Origin of the sequence: Planosporangium thailandense (assembly GCF_011947195.1) — a bacterium.
Taxonomy (GTDB): domain Bacteria; phylum Actinomycetota; class Actinomycetes; order Mycobacteriales; family Micromonosporaceae; genus Planosporangium; species Planosporangium thailandense.
This window is the reverse complement of record NZ_JAATVY010000004.1, coordinates 365,566-387,766: the sequence shown is the minus strand read 5'-3', so window position 1 is coordinate 387,766 and position 22,201 is coordinate 365,566. Positions and strand designations below refer to the sequence as shown.

21 protein-coding genes are annotated in these 22,201 nt (G+C 67.0%); 4 read left to right on the top strand and 17 right to left on the bottom strand.

All coding sequences use genetic code 11. The annotated features are described in order from the left end of the window. Window positions 1-34: 34 nt before the first annotated feature. Window positions 35-400 (bottom strand): IS3 family transposase, encoded by a 366-nt coding sequence (locus tag HC031_RS09495; protein ID WP_167924806.1) that lies wholly within the window; start codon window positions 398-400, stop codon window positions 35-37. Between the two features lie 703 nt (window positions 401-1,103). Here HC031_RS09495 and HC031_RS09490 point away from each other — a divergent pair. Continuing rightward, entirely contained in the window at window positions 1,104-1,478 is a 375-nt protein-coding gene (locus tag HC031_RS09490; protein WP_338090556.1) for a helix-turn-helix domain-containing protein, read from the top strand. Next, the gene (locus HC031_RS09485; protein ID WP_167924804.1) at window positions 1,466-2,596 is read left to right on the top strand and encodes a tyrosine-type recombinase/integrase; all 1,131 of its coding nucleotides are present in this window, start codon (window positions 1,466-1,468) and stop codon (window positions 2,594-2,596) included. Before HC031_RS09490 ends, HC031_RS09485 begins: the two co-directional genes overlap by 13 nt. Before the next feature lie 951 nt (window positions 2,597-3,547). Here HC031_RS09485 and HC031_RS09480 read toward each other — a convergent pair. Both HC031_RS09480 and HC031_RS09475 read right to left on the bottom strand, forming a co-directional pair. Beyond that, complete coding sequence (locus HC031_RS09480) at window positions 3,548-4,519, bottom strand: aldo/keto reductase (RefSeq protein ID WP_167924803.1); 972 nt, start codon at window positions 4,517-4,519, stop codon at window positions 3,548-3,550. Between the two features lie 34 nt (window positions 4,520-4,553). Next, window positions 4,554-5,927 (bottom strand): MFS transporter, encoded by a 1,374-nt coding sequence (locus HC031_RS09475; RefSeq protein WP_167924802.1) that lies wholly within the window; start codon window positions 5,925-5,927, stop codon window positions 4,554-4,556. 120 nt (window positions 5,928-6,047) lie between these two features. On the opposite strand from HC031_RS09475, the gene HC031_RS09470 reads away from it, so the two are divergent. Next, entirely contained in the window at window positions 6,048-6,542 is a 495-nt protein-coding gene (locus HC031_RS09470) for a MarR family winged helix-turn-helix transcriptional regulator (RefSeq protein ID WP_167924801.1), read from the top strand. Here the strand turns inward: HC031_RS09470 and HC031_RS09465 are convergent. The 10 genes from HC031_RS09465 to HC031_RS09420 form a co-directional block, all read right to left on the bottom strand. Continuing rightward, window positions 6,509-7,612 (bottom strand): alkene reductase, encoded by a 1,104-nt coding sequence (locus tag HC031_RS09465; RefSeq protein ID WP_167924800.1) that lies wholly within the window; start codon window positions 7,610-7,612, stop codon window positions 6,509-6,511. The genes HC031_RS09470 and HC031_RS09465 overlap by 34 nt on opposite strands. A gap of 41 nt (window positions 7,613-7,653) precedes the next feature. After that, on the bottom strand, window positions 7,654-8,118 hold the full coding sequence (locus tag HC031_RS09460; protein WP_167924799.1) for a cupin domain-containing protein: 465 nt from the start codon (window positions 8,116-8,118) through the stop codon (window positions 7,654-7,656). Window positions 8,119-8,141: 23 nt separating this feature from the next. Beyond that, window positions 8,142-8,915, bottom strand: coding sequence for a cyclase family protein (locus HC031_RS09455; protein ID WP_167924798.1), 774 nt, complete (start codon window positions 8,913-8,915; stop codon window positions 8,142-8,144). Between the two features lie 10 nt (window positions 8,916-8,925). Continuing rightward, window positions 8,926-10,146 carry an FAD-dependent oxidoreductase gene (locus tag HC031_RS09450; protein WP_167924797.1) on the bottom strand — a complete coding sequence of 407 codons (1,221 nt, stop codon included), beginning with the start codon at window positions 10,144-10,146 and terminating at the stop codon, window positions 8,926-8,928. Between the two features lie 17 nt (window positions 10,147-10,163). Then, window positions 10,164-10,919: an SDR family oxidoreductase gene (locus tag HC031_RS09445; protein WP_167924796.1), complete on the bottom strand. Its 756-nt coding sequence runs from the start codon at window positions 10,917-10,919 to the stop codon at window positions 10,164-10,166. Beyond that, window positions 10,916-11,644 carry an SDR family NAD(P)-dependent oxidoreductase gene (locus tag HC031_RS09440; RefSeq protein WP_167924795.1) on the bottom strand — a complete coding sequence of 243 codons (729 nt, stop codon included), beginning with the start codon at window positions 11,642-11,644 and terminating at the stop codon, window positions 10,916-10,918. Before HC031_RS09440 ends, HC031_RS09445 begins: the two co-directional genes overlap by 4 nt. Beyond that, the gene (locus HC031_RS09435) at window positions 11,634-13,511 is read right to left on the bottom strand and encodes an AMP-binding protein (protein ID WP_205862470.1); all 1,878 of its coding nucleotides are present in this window, start codon (window positions 13,509-13,511) and stop codon (window positions 11,634-11,636) included. Before HC031_RS09435 ends, HC031_RS09440 begins: the two co-directional genes overlap by 11 nt. Beyond that, on the bottom strand, window positions 13,508-14,476 hold the full coding sequence (locus HC031_RS09430; protein ID WP_338090555.1) for an aromatase/cyclase: 969 nt from the start codon (window positions 14,474-14,476) through the stop codon (window positions 13,508-13,510). Before HC031_RS09430 ends, HC031_RS09435 begins: the two co-directional genes overlap by 4 nt. A gap of 28 nt (window positions 14,477-14,504) precedes the next feature. Continuing rightward, window positions 14,505-15,284, bottom strand: a complete 780-nt coding sequence (locus tag HC031_RS09425) for an SDR family NAD(P)-dependent oxidoreductase (RefSeq protein ID WP_167924899.1) — start codon at window positions 15,282-15,284, stop codon at window positions 14,505-14,507. 68 nt (window positions 15,285-15,352) lie between these two features. Next, window positions 15,353-16,930 (bottom strand): GMC family oxidoreductase N-terminal domain-containing protein, encoded by a 1,578-nt coding sequence (locus HC031_RS09420; RefSeq protein WP_338090554.1) that lies wholly within the window; start codon window positions 16,928-16,930, stop codon window positions 15,353-15,355. 235 nt (window positions 16,931-17,165) lie between these two features. On the opposite strand from HC031_RS09420, the gene HC031_RS09415 reads away from it, so the two are divergent. Beyond that, the gene (locus tag HC031_RS09415) at window positions 17,166-17,603 is read left to right on the top strand and encodes a nuclear transport factor 2 family protein (RefSeq protein ID WP_167924517.1); all 438 of its coding nucleotides are present in this window, start codon (window positions 17,166-17,168) and stop codon (window positions 17,601-17,603) included. Between the two features lie 69 nt (window positions 17,604-17,672). Here HC031_RS09415 and HC031_RS09410 read toward each other — a convergent pair whose 3' ends face one another. The 4 genes from HC031_RS09410 to accD are packed head-to-tail and all read right to left on the bottom strand — an operon-like array spanning window position 17,673 to window position 22,200. Further along, window positions 17,673-18,593 carry an amidohydrolase family protein gene (locus HC031_RS09410; protein ID WP_167924793.1) on the bottom strand — a complete coding sequence of 307 codons (921 nt, stop codon included), beginning with the start codon at window positions 18,591-18,593 and terminating at the stop codon, window positions 17,673-17,675. 26 nt (window positions 18,594-18,619) lie between these two features. Further along, window positions 18,620-19,993: an acetyl-CoA carboxylase biotin carboxylase subunit gene (locus HC031_RS09405; protein ID WP_167924792.1), complete on the bottom strand. Its 1,374-nt coding sequence runs from the start codon at window positions 19,991-19,993 to the stop codon at window positions 18,620-18,622. A gap of 21 nt (window positions 19,994-20,014) precedes the next feature. Then, window positions 20,015-20,494, bottom strand: a complete 480-nt coding sequence (locus HC031_RS09400; RefSeq protein WP_167924791.1) for an acetyl-CoA carboxylase biotin carboxyl carrier protein — start codon at window positions 20,492-20,494, stop codon at window positions 20,015-20,017. After that, on the bottom strand, window positions 20,491-22,200 hold the full coding sequence (gene accD, locus HC031_RS09395) for an acetyl-CoA carboxylase, carboxyltransferase subunit beta (RefSeq protein ID WP_167924898.1): 1,710 nt from the start codon (window positions 22,198-22,200) through the stop codon (window positions 20,491-20,493). The genes HC031_RS09400 and accD overlap by 4 nt, the downstream gene beginning before the upstream one ends. Window position 22,201: the final 1 nt, after the last annotated feature.

Genomic DNA, 22,201 nt, shown 5'->3' with positions numbered 1-22,201 from the left:
TGCGCCTCTGGCGCATGGTGGTTTGAAGTGACCCCTATCGGCCGGACACCTCGATGTCTGTCAGGGACTCGTGGTAGATCGTCTCGTATGTAGCCGGGCTGACGTTACCCAGACGGCTGTGTCGGCGGCGGGGGTTGTAGAAGCCCTCGATGTAGGAGAACACCTCCATCTCCAGTTCGTGCCGGCTCGGCCAGGCCCGGGTGTAGACCAGTTCGGTCTTCAGGGTGGCGAAGAACGTCTCGGCCAGGGCGTTGTCGAAGCAGTCGGCGACCGAGCCCATCGAGGCGAGCACGCCGCAGGCGCGTAGGGTGCGGCCGAACTCGAACGAGGTGTACTGGGTGCCGCGGTCGGAGTGATGGATGAGCTGGTCGCGGGCGGGTCGCCGGGCCTGGATGGCCATGCCACCCGCCCAGAACTGATCTGCGCACGGCAGCTCCACCCGGCCGCACAGCCCCGATGAAGATCCGCCGGCACGGTCACGACGTCGGTCCGGAAGGTGTACCGGAGTTGCTCACCGATCCGTATGCCATGGTCGAGACGCTTTGCGGCCGCGCTTTCGATAGCACGGGCCGGCCGATGCCGGGGCCGCGTGGCGTGGGTTCGGCGCGGGCTGCGGCAGCCAGCCTATGAACTGGTCGTGCAGCTCACCTGCTGGCGTGGCCCGCAGGTCGGCCGCCGACTCCACCATCGCCGTGCTCAACACCAGGACAAGACTTGCCGGTGCCCGGTCATAGTGCGCCCGCAGTTGCCGTCGCCTGGTCTTGCAGGGCCACGGCAGCCAGCACGAATCGCACAAGGCGATAACACGCTTTATGTAAGGCAAATAGGTCACACGGTGCAACTATTGCCGTGGCTTGCCACGCAGCGCCGTCTCCTCCATTACCAACGGCTGGCATTAGACTTCAGCGATCTTCTAATCCTACAGTCGCAGGCTCGAATCCCATCGCTGCGCCTGGCGGAGCTGGCGGCGGTCCGCCGCAGCGAGGCATTCGCAATTCCTGAATACGAAGGTCCGGACCGCTCGAAGTACGAGGTCCGGACCTTGCCATGTCCCCTCGCCGTCGTGGCTAACGCTGCGGCGGCATTCCAATTTGGAGTTCGTCGTGTCCACTCCCCAGTCACCGTGCCCCCAGCATTGGGACGCCACCGGTCAGCCAACCAGAGCCACCGTCACCGAACCGTTGCTCTACACCCCCGCCGAGGCCGCGCAGCGGCTACGCGTGCGCGAGTCCTGGCTGCGCAAGAAGGCCGCCGCCCGCGAGGTGCCCTGCACCTTCCTGGGCAAGCACCTGCGCTTCTCCCCCACCGATCTCGCCGCGATCATCGCCAACTCTGCCCGTCCGGCTGTCGGCCGCAGTGGCCGGCGGAAGACGCCGCCCACCGTCCGGGATCGTGACTTGCCACCCGGCCCAAGGCGAAGCGTCCATGCACACGTCAATGACCACACATCGAATGGGAGCACCTCATGGCGTGGGTAGAACAACGCGGCTACAGCTTCCGCGTGCGCTACCGCAACCCCGACGGCAGCGTCGGCACCGACTCCTCACACCCGACCCGTGCCGCGGCCGAGATCCGCTGCAAGCAGGTCGACGTCGACCTAGCTCTCGACACCTACCTCGCCCCTGCCGCCGGGCGGATCACTCTCGCCGAATGGGTAGAAATCTGGGAAGCCGGCCACCTCGCCGGCGACGCGAAACGGGCGGCCTACCGCAGCCACCTGCGCAACCACATCCTGCCCCGCTTCGGCCACGTGCAACTGTCAAAGATCACCCGGCAGGCGGTGAAGGTCTTCGTTAAAGACCTCAAAACCCACCTCGCCGACTCCAGCGCCGCCAACGTCATGGCACTGCTCAGCCGGCTCATGCGCGAAGCCGTCGGCGACCGGCGCATCGGCTACAACCCCTGCACCGGCGTAAAAGTCATCACCCGCCCGGCTCCGGAACGCCCGCACGCCACCCCGGCTCAGGTCAACACCATCGCCGCCCGCATCGACCGGCGCGCCGACCAGATCCTGGTCATCACCGCCGCCTACACCGGCATGCGCTGGGGCGAACTCACCGGTCTGGCCCGGGCCAACGTCCACCTCGGCGAGGGATTCCTCCGGGTGCACGCAGAGGTCGGCGCCATGCACGAGGTCCAGGGTCGCTTCTACCTCGGCCCACCCAAGACCGTCAGCTCCGCCCGCGACGTCCACCTGCCGCCGTTCCTGATCGGCCTGCTGCAGGAGGTGCTTGACAGCCACGACCAGGACATCGTCTTCTGCGGTGCCCGCGGCGCCTTCCTGCGCCGCTCCAGCATGTCCCGCCGCGTCTGGGGGCCCGCCGTCAACGGCAACCCGCGCACCCGCACCGGCCCAGTCATCGAAGGCATGCACTTCCACGACCTCAGGCACACGCACAAGACCTGGTTGATCGAAGACGACATCCCCGAGATCGCCCAAGCCAAGCGCCTCGGGCACCGGCTCCCGGGCGTGCGTGGCATCTACAGCCACGTCACCCCCGCCATGCGCCAGCGCATCACCGACGCCCTCCAGGCCCGTTGGCTGGCCACCCAGCCCGCGCCCGCCGCCACAGTGCGGCACCTGCACGCCGCGTAATCCACACGGCATCCGTCTGCGGGGCCGCGCCGATGACGGCGCGGCCCCGCCGCCGTTCACCGTACCGGCGGCGCCACCCACCAGCCCGTAGCGAATCCACCCGCCGAGACCGCCGCGCACCCCTGGTGACGCTAGAGAGATAGACGATTATGCGCTCCCATTGTGCTCCCAATGTAATGGGCAAAACGCGAAAGGCTCGTTACCGAAGATCCGGTAACGAGGCTTTGACCTGCTGTTTCTCTGGTGGGCGATACTGGGTTTGAACCAGTGACCTCTTCCGTGTCAACGAAAATCCGATCTTGCGCCGGCCTGCACAAACACGAGAACCGGCAGGTCACGGCGAGACGATGCGAGAAGCTCAGCCCTGTCGGGCGCGGTTCAGCACCGTTGAACGCGCCCCGCTGCTCCCATTCTGCTCCCTACCTCGCCCCGGATCCTGCCGTGGATTACGGGTCGGATGGCGCGGGTTCAGGGCGTGATGGTGGGCGCTGAGTCCCACGGCCCGGGTCGTCGTGCGGCTACCACGTCGACGTGGGTGCGGACGCGTTCGTCGAGCAGCGTGGGGTCGGTCGGACAGTCGGGAAAGGTCAGCACCTCGGCTCGGGCGCGTCGTGCCACTGACACCCGCCGACGGAAGTGCCGGACGGCGTGCACGTCGAACCCGCCGGAGCTCCGGTACGCCTCGCCGGCCACGGCCGGGGTCGAGGCCCGACGGTTGAAGTTGGAGCGGCCTGGAAGCTGCCCCTAGCGCCGGGAAACACGATCGGGAAGTCATAAGCCGTGGGGGCCTGGGCGAACGGCTTTCTGGCACCCAGCCGGCGATCGCCACCGCTCCTCCTTCGGGAGAATCTGGCTGATCCGATACCGTCAGACTCTCCCGAAGAAGAAACGCTCTCCGCTACCTACATGACGAAGACGAGCCGAACGTGATGATCACGCCCGACGTACTGATCAACGATCGATAGTCTTGAGTAGGGCCGGATTGTAGCGGTCACCGCTCGCCGCGGGGATCATGGTGCTGAGCTCTTCGAGCTCACCGTCGCTCAACGAGATACCAGCGGCCTCGATGTTCTCCTCAAGGTACTTGCGACGCTTGGTGCCCGGGATGGCGATGATGTCGTCGCCCCGGGAAAGCACCCAGGCGAGGGCGAGTTGGGCCGCGGTCACACCCTTCTTGTCCGCGAACTCCTGAACCGCGGTGAGCAGCCTGAGATTCTGGTTGAGGTTGTCACCCTGCAGCCGCGGATCCCCAAGCCGGAAATCACCACTCCGCAACCGGTCGACAGTCACCTTGCCGCTGAGGAAACCACTGCCGAGGGGCCGGTACGCCACCAAGGCGGTGCCAAGCTCCCGCAGTGTCGGCAGAATCTCCGCCTCAACATGCCGCTCCCACAGCGAGTACTCCGTCTGCAGCGCGGCGATCGGATGCACCTTGCTGGCTCGGCGAAGCGTCTTCGCCGAGGCCTCACAGAGCCCGACGTGCCTGACCTTACCGGCGGCGACCATGTCAGCCAGCGCCCCCACCGACTCCTCGATCGGCACCTCCGGGTCGACCCTCGCGAGATAGTAGAGATCGACGTAGTCGACCCCCAGGCGCTCGAGCGACCCATCGAGCTGCGACTTGATGAATTCCGGCCGGCCGTTCGGCCGAGGGCCGCCGGGACCGAACTGCATCCCGGTCTTCGTCGCTACTACTGCGTCATCGCGGCGTCCGGCCAGTGCCGCCCCCACGGCACGCTCGCTGGCGCCCGCACCGTAGAAGTCAGCAGTGTCGATGAGGCTGATCCCGCGGTCGAGCGCAAGGCGGACCGTATTCAATGCCTCCTCTTCGTCGGCCGGACCGTAGGAACCCCCAATGCCCATGGTCCCCAGTCCGATCGCCGATACGGAAGGCCCACTCGATCCCAATTTCCTCGTCAGCATGCCCGGTCCCTTCTGTTGACAACGCAGGATTAGGTCAGGTAGTTCCTGCTGATTCCATGTGTGCCCCGGTCATCGGCACCCGAGCGGATCGCGCGTGCAGGCCGCACGCCAGTGCCAGCACGCCGCACGCGGCCGCCAGCGCGAAGCCGACCCGCATGCCAGGCAATCGATAGTCACTGAATGCCCAGGCCGCCGAGGCGAGCGCCGGGCCGAACGCGAAGCCGAGGTTCTGCGCCAGGCCGCTGGCCGCGCTGGCCACGGTGGCGAGTCCGTCCGGCGCGGCGCCGACGATCGCGGACTGGTTGGGCGCGGAGAACAGCGCGAGTCCGCTACCGAGGATGCCCAGCCTCCAGGCGAGCGACAACGGACTCCACGCCGTGCCCAGATTCACGAGCAGAGCGAGGCCTGCGATCAGCGCGATCAGGCCTACCAGCGCCACCCGCCTGGCGCCGAACCGGTCCGCGAGGATGCCGCTCATCGGCCCCCAGGCCACCATCGCGGCGGTCATGGCCAGCAGGGTCACGCCGACCACCGCCGAGGACCGATGCCGAAACTGCGTCAGGTAGAACGGCACCAGGAACGGCGGCACGGCCACCGCGGTGAGCACAAGCAGCCGCATGGCCACAAGGGTGCCCTCCTCTCGGCTCCGGAGGACGGTGAGCACCTCGGCGGTGCCCGACGCTCTGCTCCACAGCACCAGGAGCAACGCCGACGGGACGAGCAGGAGCAGCCACCACGGACCGGCCGTGGGGCTCAGCGTGACCGCCAGCATGACCCCGAGCATCGCTGCACCGAACAGCAGCACATCGACCAGCAGGTGGCGGTCCGGCCGTGTCAGCCGTCCGCCGCCCGGAACTACGGCCATTGCCAGCGCGGCCACCAAGGCCCCGACCGGCACGTTCACCAGGAAGATTGACGGCCAGCCGAACCGCGAGGTGAGCAAGCCTCCGACGACGGGCCCGCTCACTGCTCCGAGCGGCCCGAAGACGCCGAGGAGGCCCATGGCCCTGCCGCGCTCCTCGGGACGCACCGCTTCCGAGATCATCGCCGGAACCAGGGCGAAAACAACCGCGCCGAACGCACCCTGGGCGATTCGCGCCAGCACCAACATCCCGAGGCTGTGCGCTACGGCTGCCAGCACGCTGGCGCAGACGAAACCGACCACACCGAACATCAACGATGCCCGACGACCGACGCGGACCAGCCATCGCCCGCACGGCATGATCAGCGAAACCAAGGCCAGCAGATAGCCCTGCAGCGCCCACTGCACCAGCGCCGGCTGTGCATGCAGGTCCGCGCTGATCGTCGGCAGCGCAACACCGACGATACTTGCGTCCAGCATCACCAGGAAGAACGCGCAGCCGGCCGTCAAGACCACTATCCATCGACTGTGCACGAACTCCCCCATTACATATCAGTAGTCAGCTAGTCGATGCCCAGCTAGTAAAAAACACTAGCCAGCTAGTGAGTGCGCGTCAAGTAATCTGGTAGGTGGCCGCCGGGTGCGGCCGGGCACCGGAGGGCTGGGATGGACGAGAGCAAGCTGATACGGCTGTTCACCAAGACGACCAAGAGAATGCGGGATGTAGCCGCCCACCTGCTGGGGCCGTACGACGTCCGGCTGGGACAAAACCTCCTGCTCGAGGAGCTATGGCTCACCGACGGCCTGACTCCCGGCGAAGCGGCGACGAGACTCGGCATCACCGGGCCGACGGTTGTCCGCATGGCCCAGCGCATGGAGGAGACCGGACTCGTCACGCGGCGAAGGGACGACCGGGACGGCCGGTTGGTCCGCATCTATCTCACCGACCGCGGCCGCCAGTTGCAGGAACCGATCGAAGTGGAGTTCCAGCAGCGGGACGTGCGGCTGCTCGCGGGGTTCAGCCCGCAGGAGCGCGCCCAGCTGGCCGGCTACCTCGAGCGCATTCTGGCCAACCTGGACAGCTACGACCGCGACCGGCAGTCGACGCGTGACAGGGCGCCGGACGCTCAACGACCCAACAGGCGAATGGCCGCCGGGTAATCGGTGTAGCCGTGATGGTCTCCGCCGTAGAACGTGGACGGGTCCGGCGGGGTCAGCGCCGCCCCGACGCGGAGCCGCTCCACCAGATCGGGGTTGGAGATGAAATGACGACCAAAAGAGATCAGGTCCGCTACTCCCTCGTCGAGCGCTTCCTGGGCCAGCGTGCCGTCGACCGGCGGCCGGTCGACCGGGTGCGGATTGACCATGAACGTCGACGGCCAGATCTCCCGTAGACGCCTGATGGTCTCACGGTTGCCGACCTCGTACACGTGCAGATAGGCGATGCCGAGAGGCGCTACCGCCGCCAGCAGAGCTGGATAGAGCTGGTCGGTGTCCGACTCATTCATGTCGTTGAACCGGTTTCCCGGTGACACCCGTAGCCCCACCCGGCTCGGTCCGATCGCGTCGGCAACGGCCTCAGTGACCTCGCAGACGAATCGAATCCTGCCGGTCAGCGACCCTCCGTAGTGGTCAGTCCTCCGATTCGTTCCGTCAGCGAGGAACTGGTGCAGCAGGCACCCGTTGGCGCCGTGCAGCTCGACGCCGTCGAAGCCTGCGGTGACGGCGTTGCGGGCGGCCGTCGCGAAGTCGCGCACAGCGCTCCGGATCTCCGCCAGCGTCATCTCCCGGGGCCACGGATACTCTTTCGGGCCCTCGTACGTCTGCGCCATTCCGACGGCCGGCCGCACTGCAGAAGGCGCCAACGGATACCGGGCGTCGGCCAAGCCGCGGTGCCGAACCAGGTCGGGATGGCCTATCCGCCCGGTGTGCATGATCTGCGCGAAGATCCGCCCTCCCTCGGCGTGTACCGCGCCGGTGACCTGCCGCCATGCCCAGAGCTGGGCCTCTCTGTGCAGACCCGGCGTGTTCACAAAACCTTGCCCGAGCGGGCCTGGCTGACTGCCCTCGCTGACGATCAGTCCCGCGGTGGCCCGCTGCGCGTAGTACGTAGCAGCGAGCTCGCCCGGCACCCCGTCCCGGTCCGCCCGGTTACGGGTGAGTGGCGCCATCACCACCCGGTTGGGCAGCACGACACCACCCACCTTCACCTCGTCGAACAACGTTGGCATCGCCAACTGCGCTCCTTCCGATTCGACCCGACCGTCCCCGATCACGCCGGCTCCTGGTCGTACCGGTCGAAGATCTCCTTCAGCACGGCCGAATTCGCCTGCCGCGGCGGAATCGCGTTGATTTCCCGGAAATGGTTTTCGTATCCTGCGGGGTTGATGACACTAAGCAGAGTCCCGGGCTCGTCGCCGATATTTTCGAAGGCGTGCGGAACGCCCCTGGGCGCATAGCAGAAGGCACCGCTGCCCACCTCGACGATCTCGTCGCCGGTTCGCACCCGGAACAGTCCGGAGACAACGTAGAAGGACTCGGTGTGTGTGCGGTGCAGGTGCGGCGGAGCATTGCCACCCGGCGGAAACACCGCCTCGATGATCGCTAACGAGCCACCGCTTTCGTTGCCGCTCAACTTCATGGAGAAAGCGTTGCCGAAGATATTCATGTCCTCACCGGAGCCCGGCGGTAGCAGCACGTACCTGCACTCGCCGCCGGCGGTATGGAATGCGGTCATGACACCCTCCGTGCGTTGTCGGGTCAGTCGTCGAGGAGGGCGACGGCACGCGACCAGCCGGCGCCGCCACGTGCGATCTTGATCGGAAAGCAACTGACCGTGAATCCGAACGGACGAGGCACCTCGGTCAGATTGCCCAGTCGTTCGATCTGGCAGTACTCGACGCGTCGGCCGGCCATGTGCGCAGGCCAGAGGACGTTGGGGTCTCCCGTCTCCTGGAACCGCTTGATGATGTGCGGAAAGGGGGCGTCCAAGCTGAAAGCGTCGGTGCCGATCACCCGGATCCCCTGGTCGAGCAGGAACTCGGTCGCGGAACGATCGAGGCCGACAAATGTTGTGAAGTAATCCGGGGTGCCGAGCAACCGGCTGGCACCGGTGTTGAGCAGCACGATGTCCTGCGGGGAGAGCTCGTAGCCGATGCGTTCCAGTTCGGACCGCAGCTGACCGGCTCCGACGGTGCCGACAGGAAACTGGCTGAGGTCGATCAGGACACCCGGATTGTGAAACCACTCGAGGGGCAGCTCGTCGACCGTGCGCGGCCGGCCGTAGGAGCCACGCGAGCCGTAATGCGCGGGGGCGTCGATGTGGGTGCCGGTGTGCGCCGACAAGTAGAGGAAGTCGTTGTTGAGGAACTCGCCGCCCGGGAAATCCTCGACCCGAAGGTCGAGCCCGAAGTGCTCCCGCATCTCGGCGACGACGTGCCGAGCACCGTCCGCCGGGCTCATCACCTCATGTTTGACCGGATCGGGCTCCCAGAAAGTAGCGTCGATAGGAGACGAGATATCAATGACGCGCATCGTGGACTCCTCAGGCGACCAGCAGTTCGTAGTGCACCCGTACCGGGCGATCGCCGTAGGCGATCTGGTTCAGCACCTTGCGGTACAGCGGCGTGTAGGAGAGCAACTTGGCCGCCACAGGTCGGATGGCGTCCGCGACCGGCCCGGCCGAAAGCATCGCCTTGCCCTGCCGGCTCTGCAACGCGTGCACCTTCTGGATGGACGGCCGCCGCTGGCGCTCGAACTCCGACAGCACCGCGACGCCGTCGTTTCGCGTGTTGAGGGAGCGCATCAGGACGGGATGGACCGTGACCGCGTCCTGAATGGCCAGGTTCAACCCCTGGGCACCGATAGGTCCATGCGTGTGGGCGGCGTCACCGATCAGTACCAGGCCGTCTCGCGCCCACTGCCGGGCGGTGCCGGAGAAGACGTCCAGCAGCGTCAGGTCAGTCAGGCTGGTGATGTGTTCCCGGATCGCGTCGGCATACGGGGGCACGGCCTTCGCGATCTCGCCGCGGACATGCTCGATCCCCCGCTCGGCGATACGTCGGTAGCCCTTGTGCGGCAGCGTCCAGCCCACCTGCAACCGGTCGGGGTACGAGTCGTGCAGCAACACCGGGCTGCCGGCGTCCCGGTACACCCGCACCTCGTGTACCCGACGCTCATCGGCGGGGATCTTGAACCACAGGACGTCGTGTTCGAAGGCCTCGATACGGTCGTACTCGATGCCGGCCAGCCGGCGCACCTTCGAGTACCGGCCGTCGGCGGCGACCACGCAGTGCGCGTACACCTGTCGAGCCCCGTCGCCGGAGCCGTGCACCGCACCCACGACCCGGTCCTCGTCGAAAATGAGGGAATTGACCGACGAGCCGTCGATCAGGTGCAGGTTCTCCTGCGCCGAACACGCCAGGTGCAGCGCCTCGATGAGGATGCGCTGCGGCAGACTGAGAAGGAAGTTGTACGGCTTCCGCAGGCTTCGGTAGTCGACATCCATCAGGACTCTGCCGTGGTCGACCAGTTGGAAGCGTTCCAGCTCGTAGCCGCCGCGCCTGCGGATCTCCGGCAGCACGCCGAGCTGGTCCAGCAACTCGAGCGCGCCCGGCTGAAGGATCTCGCCGCGGTACTCCCGATCGAACGACCGGGCCCGCTCGATGACCACAACGTCCGCCCCCGACCTGGCCAGCAGCAGCGCCAGGGACAGGCCGGCCGGTCCTCCGCCAACGACACAGAAGTCCGTAGTCATGCTTGTCATCGCGACCTCCGCAGTTCCTATGCCCGCAGTCCGAGGCCACCGTCGACCATCAGCACCTGGCCGTGGATCCAGTGCGCTTCGTCGGCGCAGAGCAGGGCGACAGCGTCCGCGACATCCTCCGGCCTGGTCAGCCGACCGGCCGGCGTCCTCGCCGCGAGCATCCCGAGCAGGCCCGGGTCGACGCCCGGGTCGCCCTTGTCAAGCATGGCGGTGGCGACGACGTTGACGTTGATCTTCCGGGCCGCCAGTTCAACGGCCAGGTAGCGGGCAAGGTTTTCCAACGCCGCCTTGGCAAGGCCAACGCTGAGATATCCGGGAATCACCCGCGCCGCACCGTTACTCGAGATCAGAATGATCCGGCCGCCGTCACTCATCAGGCCGGCGATCCGGTTGGCACCATGCAGCAGCGGGTTGAGCGCCAAGGCCTGCTCGGCGAAGACCACGGCTGGATCCACGCCGGTGGCCGGCATCGGCTGGAACCGTGCCGCGCTGTGCACCAACACGTCCAAGCGCCCATACCGCCGCTGCACCTCGTCGAGGAGTTGGTGCACCGCGGCGGGGTCCGCCATGTCGCCTCTGATCGCGACCGCGGTGCCCGCCAGTCCTTGGCAACTATCGACCATGGTTTTGGCGTCGTCGTCCGAGGTGGCGTAGTTGACGACCACCCGGCACCCGCTGGCGCACAACTTGCGCGCGACAGCCCGGCCAAGACCCCGGCTTGCGCCGGTGACGATCGCTACCTTGCCGTCGAGCCCGAGCCTGTCCTGATTCACACTTCGCCTCCGTTCACCACGAGCACCTGGCCGCTGATCGGAGAGCTGGCGGCCGACGCGAGGTACGTCGCGGCGTTGACGACTTCCTGGGGCGTGCTGACCGCGACCCCCGGTGGCAGACGCGTTGGCCGGCCCTGGTCGGCATGGACGATCGGTCCGGGCGCCACGCAGTTCACCGCGATGCCGTGCGCCGCCAACTCTTTCGCCAGGGCCAACGTGAGCCCGTGGACGCCGGCCTTGGCCGCGCACAGGTGAGCGGCGCCGGGGCGCCCCCGCAGTCCTGCGACCGACGAGAACAGGACGACCTTGGCGCCCTTCTGATTGATCAGCAGCGGGAGCAGTTCACGCACCAGCAGGAAGGCACCGACCAGATCGGCGTCGACAACCCTGCGGAACTCGTCGCCGGTCAACTCGGCGATGCCCGCCACCCCACCGGTGTAGGCCGTGGTGCAGTTGACCAGGGCGGCCAGCGCCCCTATACCGCGTTCGGCGAGTGTGCTGTTGAGCCGGGCCAGCTGCTCGGCATCGGTTACATCCGCGGTGACGGGCACCGTGTGCACCCCGTACTGCGCGGTCAGCCGCCCGGCGAGTTCCGTGAGCGACTCCGTGCGCCCCGAGCTGTGCAGCACCAGATTCTCTCCCTGGCTGGCGAGAGTCTCGGCGGCTGCCGACCCGACGCGTCCCGTCGCGCCGGCGAGGAACAGCCAGGCGCGCTCAGACGCCATACTCGATCACCACCTGGCACAGGTGGGGCTCGGGCTTCGCCACCTTCGCCAGCTCGGCGATGTGTGACTTGAAGTCGGGGCCGCTCATCACCCGCCGATGGGACTCCGCGTCCTCCCACTGCGCGATGTTGATGTAGACCGTCGGATCGGTGAGTGACCGGACGAGCCGGAAGCTGACGAAGCCGGGCTGCTGTCGCATGAAGTCCGAGCTGGCCTGCCAAATCTTCTCGAACTCGGACGGGTCGCCGGAGACCACGAACTTGTTGACCAGAGTGACCATCGTGGCGCCTTTCTCACGCAGAGGGACGTCTCGCTGTCGGGTGAAAAACCGATCGCGCAGTTCGGATCGGGAGATCTTGCCGTTGGCCGAACGTGGGATGCTCGGCACGACCAGGAAGTCACGTATGCGTTCGTAGTAGGGCAGTCGTTCGTTCGCCTCGGCGATGGACGCCCGGACACGTTCGGGCGGCAGGTCACCGGGGTCGGGCACGACCAGCGCGTGCGCCACCGCGCCGCTGAACCGATCGGGCACGTCGACGACACAGCAGGCCGCGATCTCAGGTTGCTCGCAGACGGCCTGTTCGACCGAGCTCGGCGACACCAGCCAGTTGTCGCACTTGAACACGTCTTTGATCCGATCGACCAGGAACAGATAGCCGTCGGCGTCGACACGGCCGATGTCCCCCGTCGAGAGCCAGCCGTCCGGGTCTATCCCGGAATCGGCGTCGTCCAGGTAGCCCAGCATCAGCTGCGGGCCGCGGAGCTGTACTTCTCCAACCTCACCGACGGCCGCCACACGCCGGGTGTCCAGATCCACCACGCGGCACTCGGTGTCGGCGACCGGTGGCCCCACCGATCCGGGCTTCGGCCGGGACAGCACGTCGGAGTGCGTGAGCGGAGCCGTTTCGGCGAGCCCGTAACCCTGGATGACCGGCACGCCGAACCGCGCACGCAGCGTTGCCGCCGACGACCTCGGTAGCGAGGAACCACCGGAGGCGATCACCCGCAGCGTCGGCACGGCCGGTTCTCCCAGCCGCACGTCCTCGGCGAGGTGCGACAGCCGTACCGGCAGACTGTAGTAATGAGTCACGCCGTGCTCAGCCGCGAAGGCCACCGAGTCAATCGGGTCCGGCATGGTGCACAGCACCTGTGTGGCGCCCGCGACGATCGCCGAGTTTAGATGCATTGGGTGGTAGGTGGGCAGGTGGTTAGCTGCGATCGCGGACTCTGACAGTTCGTGCGCCCGAGCCACCTGGATGGCGTTGACCGTGATGTTGCGGTGGCTCAATTGAACAGCCTTGGGACGGCCGGTCGTGCCGCTGGTGAACTGGATGGCGGCAACCTCGTCCCAGTCTTTCGCGGTGATCGGCTCGGTAGGCGCCGGACAGGCACCGGCCAGCAGGCCCCGCATCCCCGGCGCGGGGCCGTCGCCGTCAAGCACCACCAGCTGAAGATCCGATGCCCTGTCCAGCAGGGACGTGAGCGTCACGGCCACCTGGGCGGTGACCACGGCCACCCGCGCCCGCACCCGCGCCAGCTGCTGCACAACCACAGGCGCCGGCAGGAGCGGATTGAGCATGGCCACCACGTGACCCGCCCGGATCGTGCCGTAGTAGGCGATCGCAAGCTGCGGGTCCAGCGCGGCATGCAGAGCTACCACAGCACGGCTTCCGACACCCACCATCGCCCGCACCGCGGACGCCCACCGCGCCACGTCGGCCTCGAGCTCCGCGAAACCGAGGGTGACGGACGGGGTCACGATTGCCGGCCGGTCCGGATGCCGGGCAGCCGAAACCGCCAGTAACTCGTCGAGCCGGGCCTGCGGAAACCGGGTGAGTTCGCCGTCGCCGTACACGGCCGGCCTCACACCGCCGCCGTGGCGTCGGGCGCCTCGGCGAAGTTCTTCGCGTAGCGCAAGGTCGTGCCGCTGTTGCGTCCCAACGCTTCACGAACGAACTTCCTGGCGTCGGCGACTGTCGCATCCGGACCGAGGACCGTGGTGACCGTCTCGGGGCGGATCACCACGGTGTGCCGAGAGGTGGCCAGCACGCCGTCGTCGTTGGGAGCGATGATCCACTCTCCGGTGTGGACGGCCATCAACGTCGGTGTCTGGACCTGCTTGTACACGATGCGGTTCGACGGGAAGCAAACCCGCACCGACCGGGTGGTGTGCACCGAGCCGTCGGCCGTGCTTGTATCCATCGTCATGACCTGCAGGCCGGGGCTGGGCTCGGTCAGCTCCATGCTCGAGACGTGCGGGATCCGCTCCGGCCATCGTCCGGCGTCACAGAGGAAGTCGTACACCCGTACCGCGTCCCCCGCGATCTGAACGGAATCGTCGAAGGTCATGGTCAGATCAGCCCGGTCGGCCCAGTTCTCCGCCAACCGCTTCATCGCCGCGAGCTCTTCGGTGCTGTTGCGATCCACCGCCGTCGTGAACCACTCCAACGCCTCGGGGTCGTTGTCGACGACGCTGAAGTCATGGTCGAGCACCACCTCGGTGACGTCCTCCGCCACCGGCCGCAGTATCCACGCGCCGCCCATGGATGTCAGGGGCGGCGGAGACTGCACCTGCCGGAACGAGATGCGCCGGGCCTCGGGGTCGAGGTGACGGCGGGAGCGCCAGGTGCGCACCGAGTCGTTCGCCGTCGCCCACAGTTGAAGCACCTCGTCGACTCCGTTCGACTCCAGTCGCTCCACATGGATCGTCGGGCCCAGTACGGTCGGCCAACTCGGCGCGTCCGCGATCAACTCGTACAAAACATCGGCCGACGCCGAAACCCGCGTGGTGTGCTGGACGAAGCGGGAATCTGCTGCGATGGGTTCAGTCACGACAAAGCCTTTCTCAGAGCGATCCGGACTAGTAGTTGCCCAGCCCACCGCAGACGTTGATGGCCTGAGCCGTGATCGAGGCAGCGGTCGGCTGGACCAGGTAACCCACGAGCGCCGCCACCTCCTCCGGAGTCGAGTACCGCCCGAGGGGGATCTTGGCGTTGAACCTTTCCAGCACGTCGTCCTCGGACGTGTCCCAGGCCGCTGCGTACCCTTGCCGGACCCGCGAGGCCATCGGCGTCTCCACGTATCCCGGACAGACCGCGTTCACCGTGATGCCGGTCTTCGCGAGCTCAAGGCCGAGCGCCTTGGTGAAGCCGACCACGCCGTGTTTGGATGCGGAGTACGGCGCGCCGAGCACAACGCCCTGCTTGCCACCGGTCGATGCGATGTTGATGACCCGGCCGGTCTCGCCCGCCAGCATCTTGCCGGTGGTGAGCGTCTCCCGGGTGACCAGGAAGACGCTGTTGAGGTTTGTGTCTATCACGTCGAACCAGAGATCGTCGGTGATCTGAGCGGTCACGCCACCGCCGCTGCGACCGGCGTTGTTGACGAGAATGTCGATCCGCCCGAACCGGTCCACCGCGGCCTGCACGAAGGAGCGCACGTCCGCAGCCGACCGCACGTCGCACGGGCCGCCGTCCACGTCGAGATCCTTCGCCCGCAGATCGGCCACGGTCTGCGCTACCCGATCCTTGTTCCGGGCACAGATGAAAACCTTGATACCTTGTTCCGCCAACACCTTCGTGACGGCAAGCCCGATACCACTGGTGGCACCGGTCACCACCGCGACGCGATCGGCCATCATGCCAAGCTCCGTCCGTTCCATCGGATTGGTGTCGAACGATCTGTGGCGAGACATCGCCACTCCGGCCATCAACAGGCGGATGCGGCCAACGCTGTGGCGCAGCGGTCCGCCAGCGCGGTGACCGTGAGCGCGGGGGGCACGGCGCCGGTCGATCCGGGCAGCAACGCGCTGTCGAAGACATAGAGATTGCGGTAGCCGTTAACCGCGCCGAAGCTGTTGGCGCTCCGTCCGATTGATACCCCACCACAGGTGTGCGACGTCATCTGAGCGTTCACGAACGAGGTGGTCGACGGCGGATCGGCCGCATTGAGCTTGTTCAGCGTCTGCGTCACAGCCTGGGTCACACTGCTGGCCGCCGGGTCCGACGCGGGCCAGGTCAGATCGACGGAGTCGGTGGCCGAGTTGTAGGCGAAGGAACCCAGGCCCGGCACGTAGGAAAGGCCCAGTGTGGCGACCGCCCCGCTACCGTCGGCAGGCGGTGTCCGCCACGGGAAGTTCAGCAGCGTCACCGGACCGACCGTGTTGGCGGTCCAGTCCGTCATGGCGATACCCGACGGTCCACCCTGTGTCGGATTGTTGTACGCCATGCCGGTGCGCAGCGCGTTGTTGTCGCCGTTGTTGCCCCAGTTGGTACCGACGGAGGAGTCCAGGTTGGGCAGCTGGCCCAGGGCCTTGGCGCGCACCAGCAGCCTGGTCGTCCCCAGCGAGCCAGCCGCGAGGATTACGTACTTGGTCGTGATGGTCGCGTGCGAGACCACATTGCCACTGGTGTCGATCCGGTCGTAGCCGACCACGTATCCGGTGCCGCGCGGCACGATGTCCGTGACTCGGCACAAGGTTTGGACCGACGTACGGCCGGTCGCGAGCGCGGATGCGAGGATCGTACGGTCCACGCTTCGCTTGGCTCCGCTGTTGCAGCCCCAGATTCCGTCGTTGATGATGAACGACGCGACCTTGGTGCCGGCCATCTCCTGCCGCACGGTGTCCCAGTCGACGGCCATGTCGAGCTTCACCGGAGAATACCCCGCGGCCCCGATCTCCTTGTAGAACGACAGGGCGGCCTGGTAGTAACTGGAGTTCAGAACGTCCTCAGGCATTTGCGCGACGCCGATGAGGCCGTGGGCCCGCGGATACCAGACCCGCGTCATCTCCGCGTAGTCGAGGGTGCCGCCGAAGGACTTGTTGAACAGGTTCTCCGAGGGCTCCATCATCACACCGCTGTTGACCAGGGAGCCGCCGCCCACGCCGGCACCGGCCAGCGCCGCGATCCCGTTCGCTTGATAGGTCTCCAGAACGCCGGTGTAGACCGGCAGGGTCGCTTTGGTGAACGGCGACGTGGTGCTCAACCACGCGGCCCGACCGTCCGGTTTGGCCGCCGTGGCGAAAGTCGTGCCGTTCGGCGTGATCGGCCAGGACAGGCCGCGTTCGAGGATGACCGACTGTACCCCGGCCTGGGCAAGACGGAGCGCCGCGACGCAGCCCGCGTAGCCCGCCCCCACGATCAGCGCGGTGGTGGTCGCGGTCTGCTGTTCGGTGGAGGACCAGCCCGCACCGGGACGGATCACGGATCCGGTCGCCGCCGTGGCGGCAAGGCCGAGCGCCCCGGTTAACAGGCGACGCCGGCCGAAAGACGCCTGAGATTCCACTGTGTTTCCTCCGGTAGGTGGTCTTGACCAATGTTCACGGCAACGGGATGAAGCAACACATTCCCGCAGTGAGCAGTCCTGATGTGCTCGACTCAGTCTTGCGTACCGCAATGGAGCCGGGATGGAATGCACGGTCCGATCCGCACGCTCCAGCAGGTTTCCAGGTCGGGACGTCACGCTGGAATCTCCATGTCCGCCGACCGACGTTTCCGCACCACGAGGAGGGAGCACGGCTGTGACGAGCGATTCCGTCATCAGCAGCGCCGACGCGAAACTGTATGCCGAGGTGAACGACTTCTACGCCCGACAGATGCACGCCATCGACTCCGGACAGGCGGAGACGTGGGCGGCGACTTTCGCCGAAGACGGCGTCTTCGCCGCCAACGCCTATCCGCGGCCCACGGTGGGCCGCGCGGCGATCGAAGAGGCGGTCCGAACCACCGCAGCGGACCTCGCCGCGGCCGGTGTGGTGCACCGGCACTGGTTCGGCATGCTCGCCGTCGATGACGAGCGGGACGGGGTGATCCGCGCCCGCTACTACGCGTTGGTCATCCGCACACCGAAAGGTGGCGATCCGGTGATTCACCGGTGCACGTCCGCCGAGGACGAGCTCGTCCGCCGGGACGGCCGACTGCTGGTACGTCGGCGCCTGGTGACCAGGGACGACCTCTGACCGAACCGTCACCCGCGGCCGAAGGGGCCGCCCACCGGCGTGGTGGGCGGCCCCGATTGCTTGTCCGGCTCAGCGCATGATGCGAGCGAAGAGCGCTTGGGCGTTGCCGTAGTTGATGGCTGCCCGCTCCTCTTCCGACATCGGGTGGTTGTCGAGGAAGCCCGTGTAGTAGGGGATCTCCTCCTCGGCGAACGGCCAGTCACTGCCGTAGAGCAGGTGCCCGGGCTTGGCGAACGCCAGCAGGCTGGGCAGGCTCGACGGGCTCGCGGTGAGCGCCAGATCGAAGTAGAAGGAGCGCAGCTGCTCCACCACCTCAGCGGTGGTCAGATCGCCCCATGTGGCTGGGGCGGTAGCCATCCGGTGGGCGGCGAACGGGACGAAGCCGCCCCCGTGGGAGAGGATTATCTTGAGGTTACTGAATCGCACGGTCCGGCCGGTCCGAACGAGGTCGATGGCGGTACGCACGGTGTCCAGCAGATAGTCGGCGACATAGGACGGGATGCCCGGCGCCGGCGTTCCGCCGACACCGGTCGGGTGGGTGAAAATTACCGCGTTGCGGCGGTTGAGCTCTTCAAAGACCGGCTCAAACTCGGGGTCGCCGAGGTAGCGGCCGTGCACGTTGGTAGGAATCAGCACGCCGTCAGCGTTCAGCTCGTCGTAACTGAACCGGATCTCCTCCAGCGCGGCCTCCACGTTCGGCAGCGGTAGGGTCGCGAAGAAGCCGAACCGGTCCGGACGGTCCTTCACCATCTCGGCGGTGTACTCGTTCACCTCGCGCGCCTTCGGCGCCTGGTCCTCGGGGTCGAGCCGCAGACCGATCGGCGCCGTCGAGACGACCGCCGTCTGAATCGCCGCCTCGTCCATCATCGCGACGGTCCCAGATACGCTCCACGGCACGGGCCGCGCCTTGTACAGCCCTTTGTCGATAAGCCAATTGCGGTACTGCGGAGGCAGCACGTGATGATGCGTGTCGATGCGCCCCTGAGTCATCCGACTTCCCTTCTCTGCCACTGCTATTACCTTCGGGAAATGTTGCCAACGCCGGTGGTGACGATGTGATCGACGAGTACGGTGCTGTGCTCGGCGCGCACGAAGCTGGGATGCTCCAGCACCTGTCCGAGAAAGTCCCGGGTAGTGTGTACTCCCGGACCGGCCACGTGGAGTTCGGCGAGGGCCCTGCGCATTCTGGCCAGCGCCTGGGCACGATCAGCCCCCACCACGATCAGCTTGGCGAGCAACGAGTCGTAGGCGGATGAGACCCGGGAACCGCTGCTCAGGTGGGTGTCCACCCGGACGAACGGACCGCTGGGCCACACCACCTCGGTCAGCAGGCCGGGTGTCGGGACGAAGTCGAGCGCGGGGTTCTCCGCGTTGATCCGACATTCGATCGCGGCGCCAATGCGAGAAACCTCGGACTGCCGCAGCCCCAACCGCTCGCCGGCGGCCACCCTCAACTGCTCGCGAACCAGATCGACTCCGGTCACCATCTCCGTGACCGGGTGCTCGACCTGGATCCGAGGGTTGACCTCCATGAAATAGAAGCATCCGGAGTAGTCGACGAGGAACTCGAAGGTACCGGCCCCGACATACCCGGCGGCGAGGGCACCACGTACGGCTGCCTCTCCGATCCGGGCGGTCAGTTCGCTCGGCAGACCTGGGGCCGGTGACTCCTCGATCAGTTTCTGATGACGTCGTTGCACGGTGCAGTCACGCTCGCCCAGGTGGATCGCGTTGCCATGACTGTCGCAGAGCACCTGCACCTCGACATGGCGAGCCCTGTCCAGGTACCGCTCTACGAACACCGCGCTCGAACCGAACAGAACCTGCGCGGTTGCCCGGGTCTCCAGGTAAGCACGCTCGAAATCGTCGGGATCGTGCACGACCCGCATCCCCCGGCCGCCGCCGCCAGCGGCCGCCTTGATGATCACGGGGAAGCCGATACCGTCGGCCGCCGCACGGGCGTCCTCGGTATCGTCGAGCGGACCGGTGCTGCCGGGCAGTAGCGGCAGGCCGGCGGTCGACATGAGCGACCGGGCCTGGATCTTGTCGCCGAGGCTGGCCAACACCGACGGCGGCGGTCCGATGAAGGTGATGCCGTTGTTTGCGCACACCTCGGCGAAGTCCGGGTCCTCCGAAAGAAAACCGTACCCCGGATGCACCGCGTCGGCCCCGGTACGCAGGGCGGCTTCGACAATGGCCGGGATGTTCAGGTAGCTGCGTCGGGCTGGCGCCGGACCGACGCACACCGCCTCGTCCGCGTAGCGCACGACGGCGGTGTCCGAGTCCTCCGTGGAGTGCACCGCCACCACCCGGATGCCCATCTCCCGGCACGCCCTGGCGATACGAAGAGCGATTTCGCCGCGATTTGCGATCAGCACCTTGCCGAACATCTGGTCCTCCTCCGCGAAGCGCTAGTCATCGCCCAGCGGGGTGATGGCGAGCAGCCGTTGCCCGTACTCGACCGAGGTCGCGTCGGGTACCAGTACCTCGGCGACCGTGCCGACGCGATCCGCGATGACTGGGATCATGGTCTTCATCGCCTCGACGATTCCGACCTGCTGGCCGCTGTCGACGGATTGGCCCACCTGGACGAGCGGCGGCGCCCCCGGCTCGGGCGCGTGATAGAAGACGCCTACCGTCGGCGCGCTGACGTAGGACCTGGCGTCATCCTCTGCGGACACCGGCTCACTGTGCCCGTTCGTCGGGTCGCCGGGATCGGCGGCGAGGTTCACTCCGGCCACTACGCCGTGCTGCCATGTCAGTTCGACTCCGACGTCGCCCGCTGTCACCCGCAAGTTCGTCGGCGTGGTGGGCGACAGCGACAGCATCCGTCCGACGCTGTGGTGCAGCACGTCCAACACTTCTGCGAGGTTGCCGGCATTCTCAGTCATCGCTTCTCCTTCGCCGCGCCGACAGAGGTTGGTTCAGCCGTCCGACCAAGGTCACGGAATCGCCTGCGCCTTCCTGCCACAAGTTCGGCGGGGTGAATCAGCGACAGCTCGGCCAACAGACCCTTGAGGACGATGCGAAGCCGGTCTGCGGCCATCCAGTGGTCCGCCTGGCTACCACCCGGTGGTTCGGGCACCACGCCGTCGACGACGCCCAGCCGGAGCAACTGCTTGGCACCCAGCCCCAGCGCGGCGGCCGCTACGGGTGCCGCGGCCGCGTCCTTCCACAGGATGGCCGCGCAGCCTTCCGGACTTATGACGGAGTAGACCGCGCCCGAATTGATCAGTACACGGTCGGCCACGGCGAGAGCGAGCGCTCCCCCACTGCCGCCTTCTCCGATGATCACGGCTATGACTGGAACGGGCAGACCGGCCATCAGCCGGATGTTCTCCGCGACCGCGAACGCCTGTCCCCGTTGCTCAGCCTCGATGCCGGGGTACGCGCCCGGTGTGTCGATAAGGGTGACCACCGGAATTCCCAACTTCGCCGCCAGCCGCAGCACACGGGCGGCCTTGCGGTAGCCGCCAGGCGTGGGCATGCCGAAGTTGCGTGCCGCCAGTTCGCGAGGCGTATGCCCCCGCTGGTGGCCGATCAGGGCGATCGCCTGACCCTCGAGCATCCCCACCCCAGCTATCAGCGCCGGGCAGTCCTCACCGAGCCGGTCACCGTGCAGCTCGACGAAACGATCGAGAACCAGGTTGGCATAGTCCATCGTGGTCGGTCGATTGAGATCTCGGGCGGAGCGCACTGCCGCCCAGGCATCCTGGTCGGGAAGCTGGCTCGGTTCGGTCGTCAGCACGGCCTCGACCGCGGACGGCTGCCACGATCGACCGGTTCCGCCCTCGGCCACGGCGAGCAGTCGGCTTAGGGTCGCCCGCAACTCCGACCGCGGACAGATCCCGTCGATCAGGCCGTGTTCGAAGAGAAACTCCGCGGTCTGGAAGCCCTCGGGCAGGCGTTGTCGGATGGTCTGCTCGATGACGCGAGGACCGGCGAAGCCGAGTCGCGCGCCCGGCTCGGCGAGGATGACGTCGCACAGCGTGGCGAAAGAGGCCGCCACCCCGCCGTACGTCGGATCCGTGATCACGGAGATCGTCAGGATTCCGGCCTCATCCAGCTGGCCCAGCGCCTGACTGGTCTTCGCCATCTGCATCAGCGACAGCGCGCCCTCCTGCATGCGGGCGCCTCCGGACGCAGCCACGATCACCAAGGGCGTGCGCTCAGCCAAGGCCAGTTCGGCCGCTCTGGTTATCGCCTCGCCGACCGCCGTGCCGAGACTTCCACCGAGGAAACGGAAATCCATCACGGCTACCACGACGCAGTTGCCGTCAATGGTTCCCTGCGCGCACATGACGGCTTCGTCGAGGCCCGTCTGCCTCCTCGCCCGCTCCAACCGCTGCGAATACGGCTCCGTGTCCACGAAGCCGAGCGGATCGCCGCCATCAGCGATCTCGACAATGCTGCGGACCGACCCGGGGTCGAGTAACTGGGCCAGCCGTTCCAGGGCGGTCAGTCGGTGGTGGTGGCCGCACTCCGGGCACACCGACAGCTGCCGGCTGAGTTTCTTGCCGTACACCAGAGTCCCACAGGACGGACACAGCACCCACTCGTCCTTCCACTGTGGCGTGTGGTGGGATAACTGGGTCATG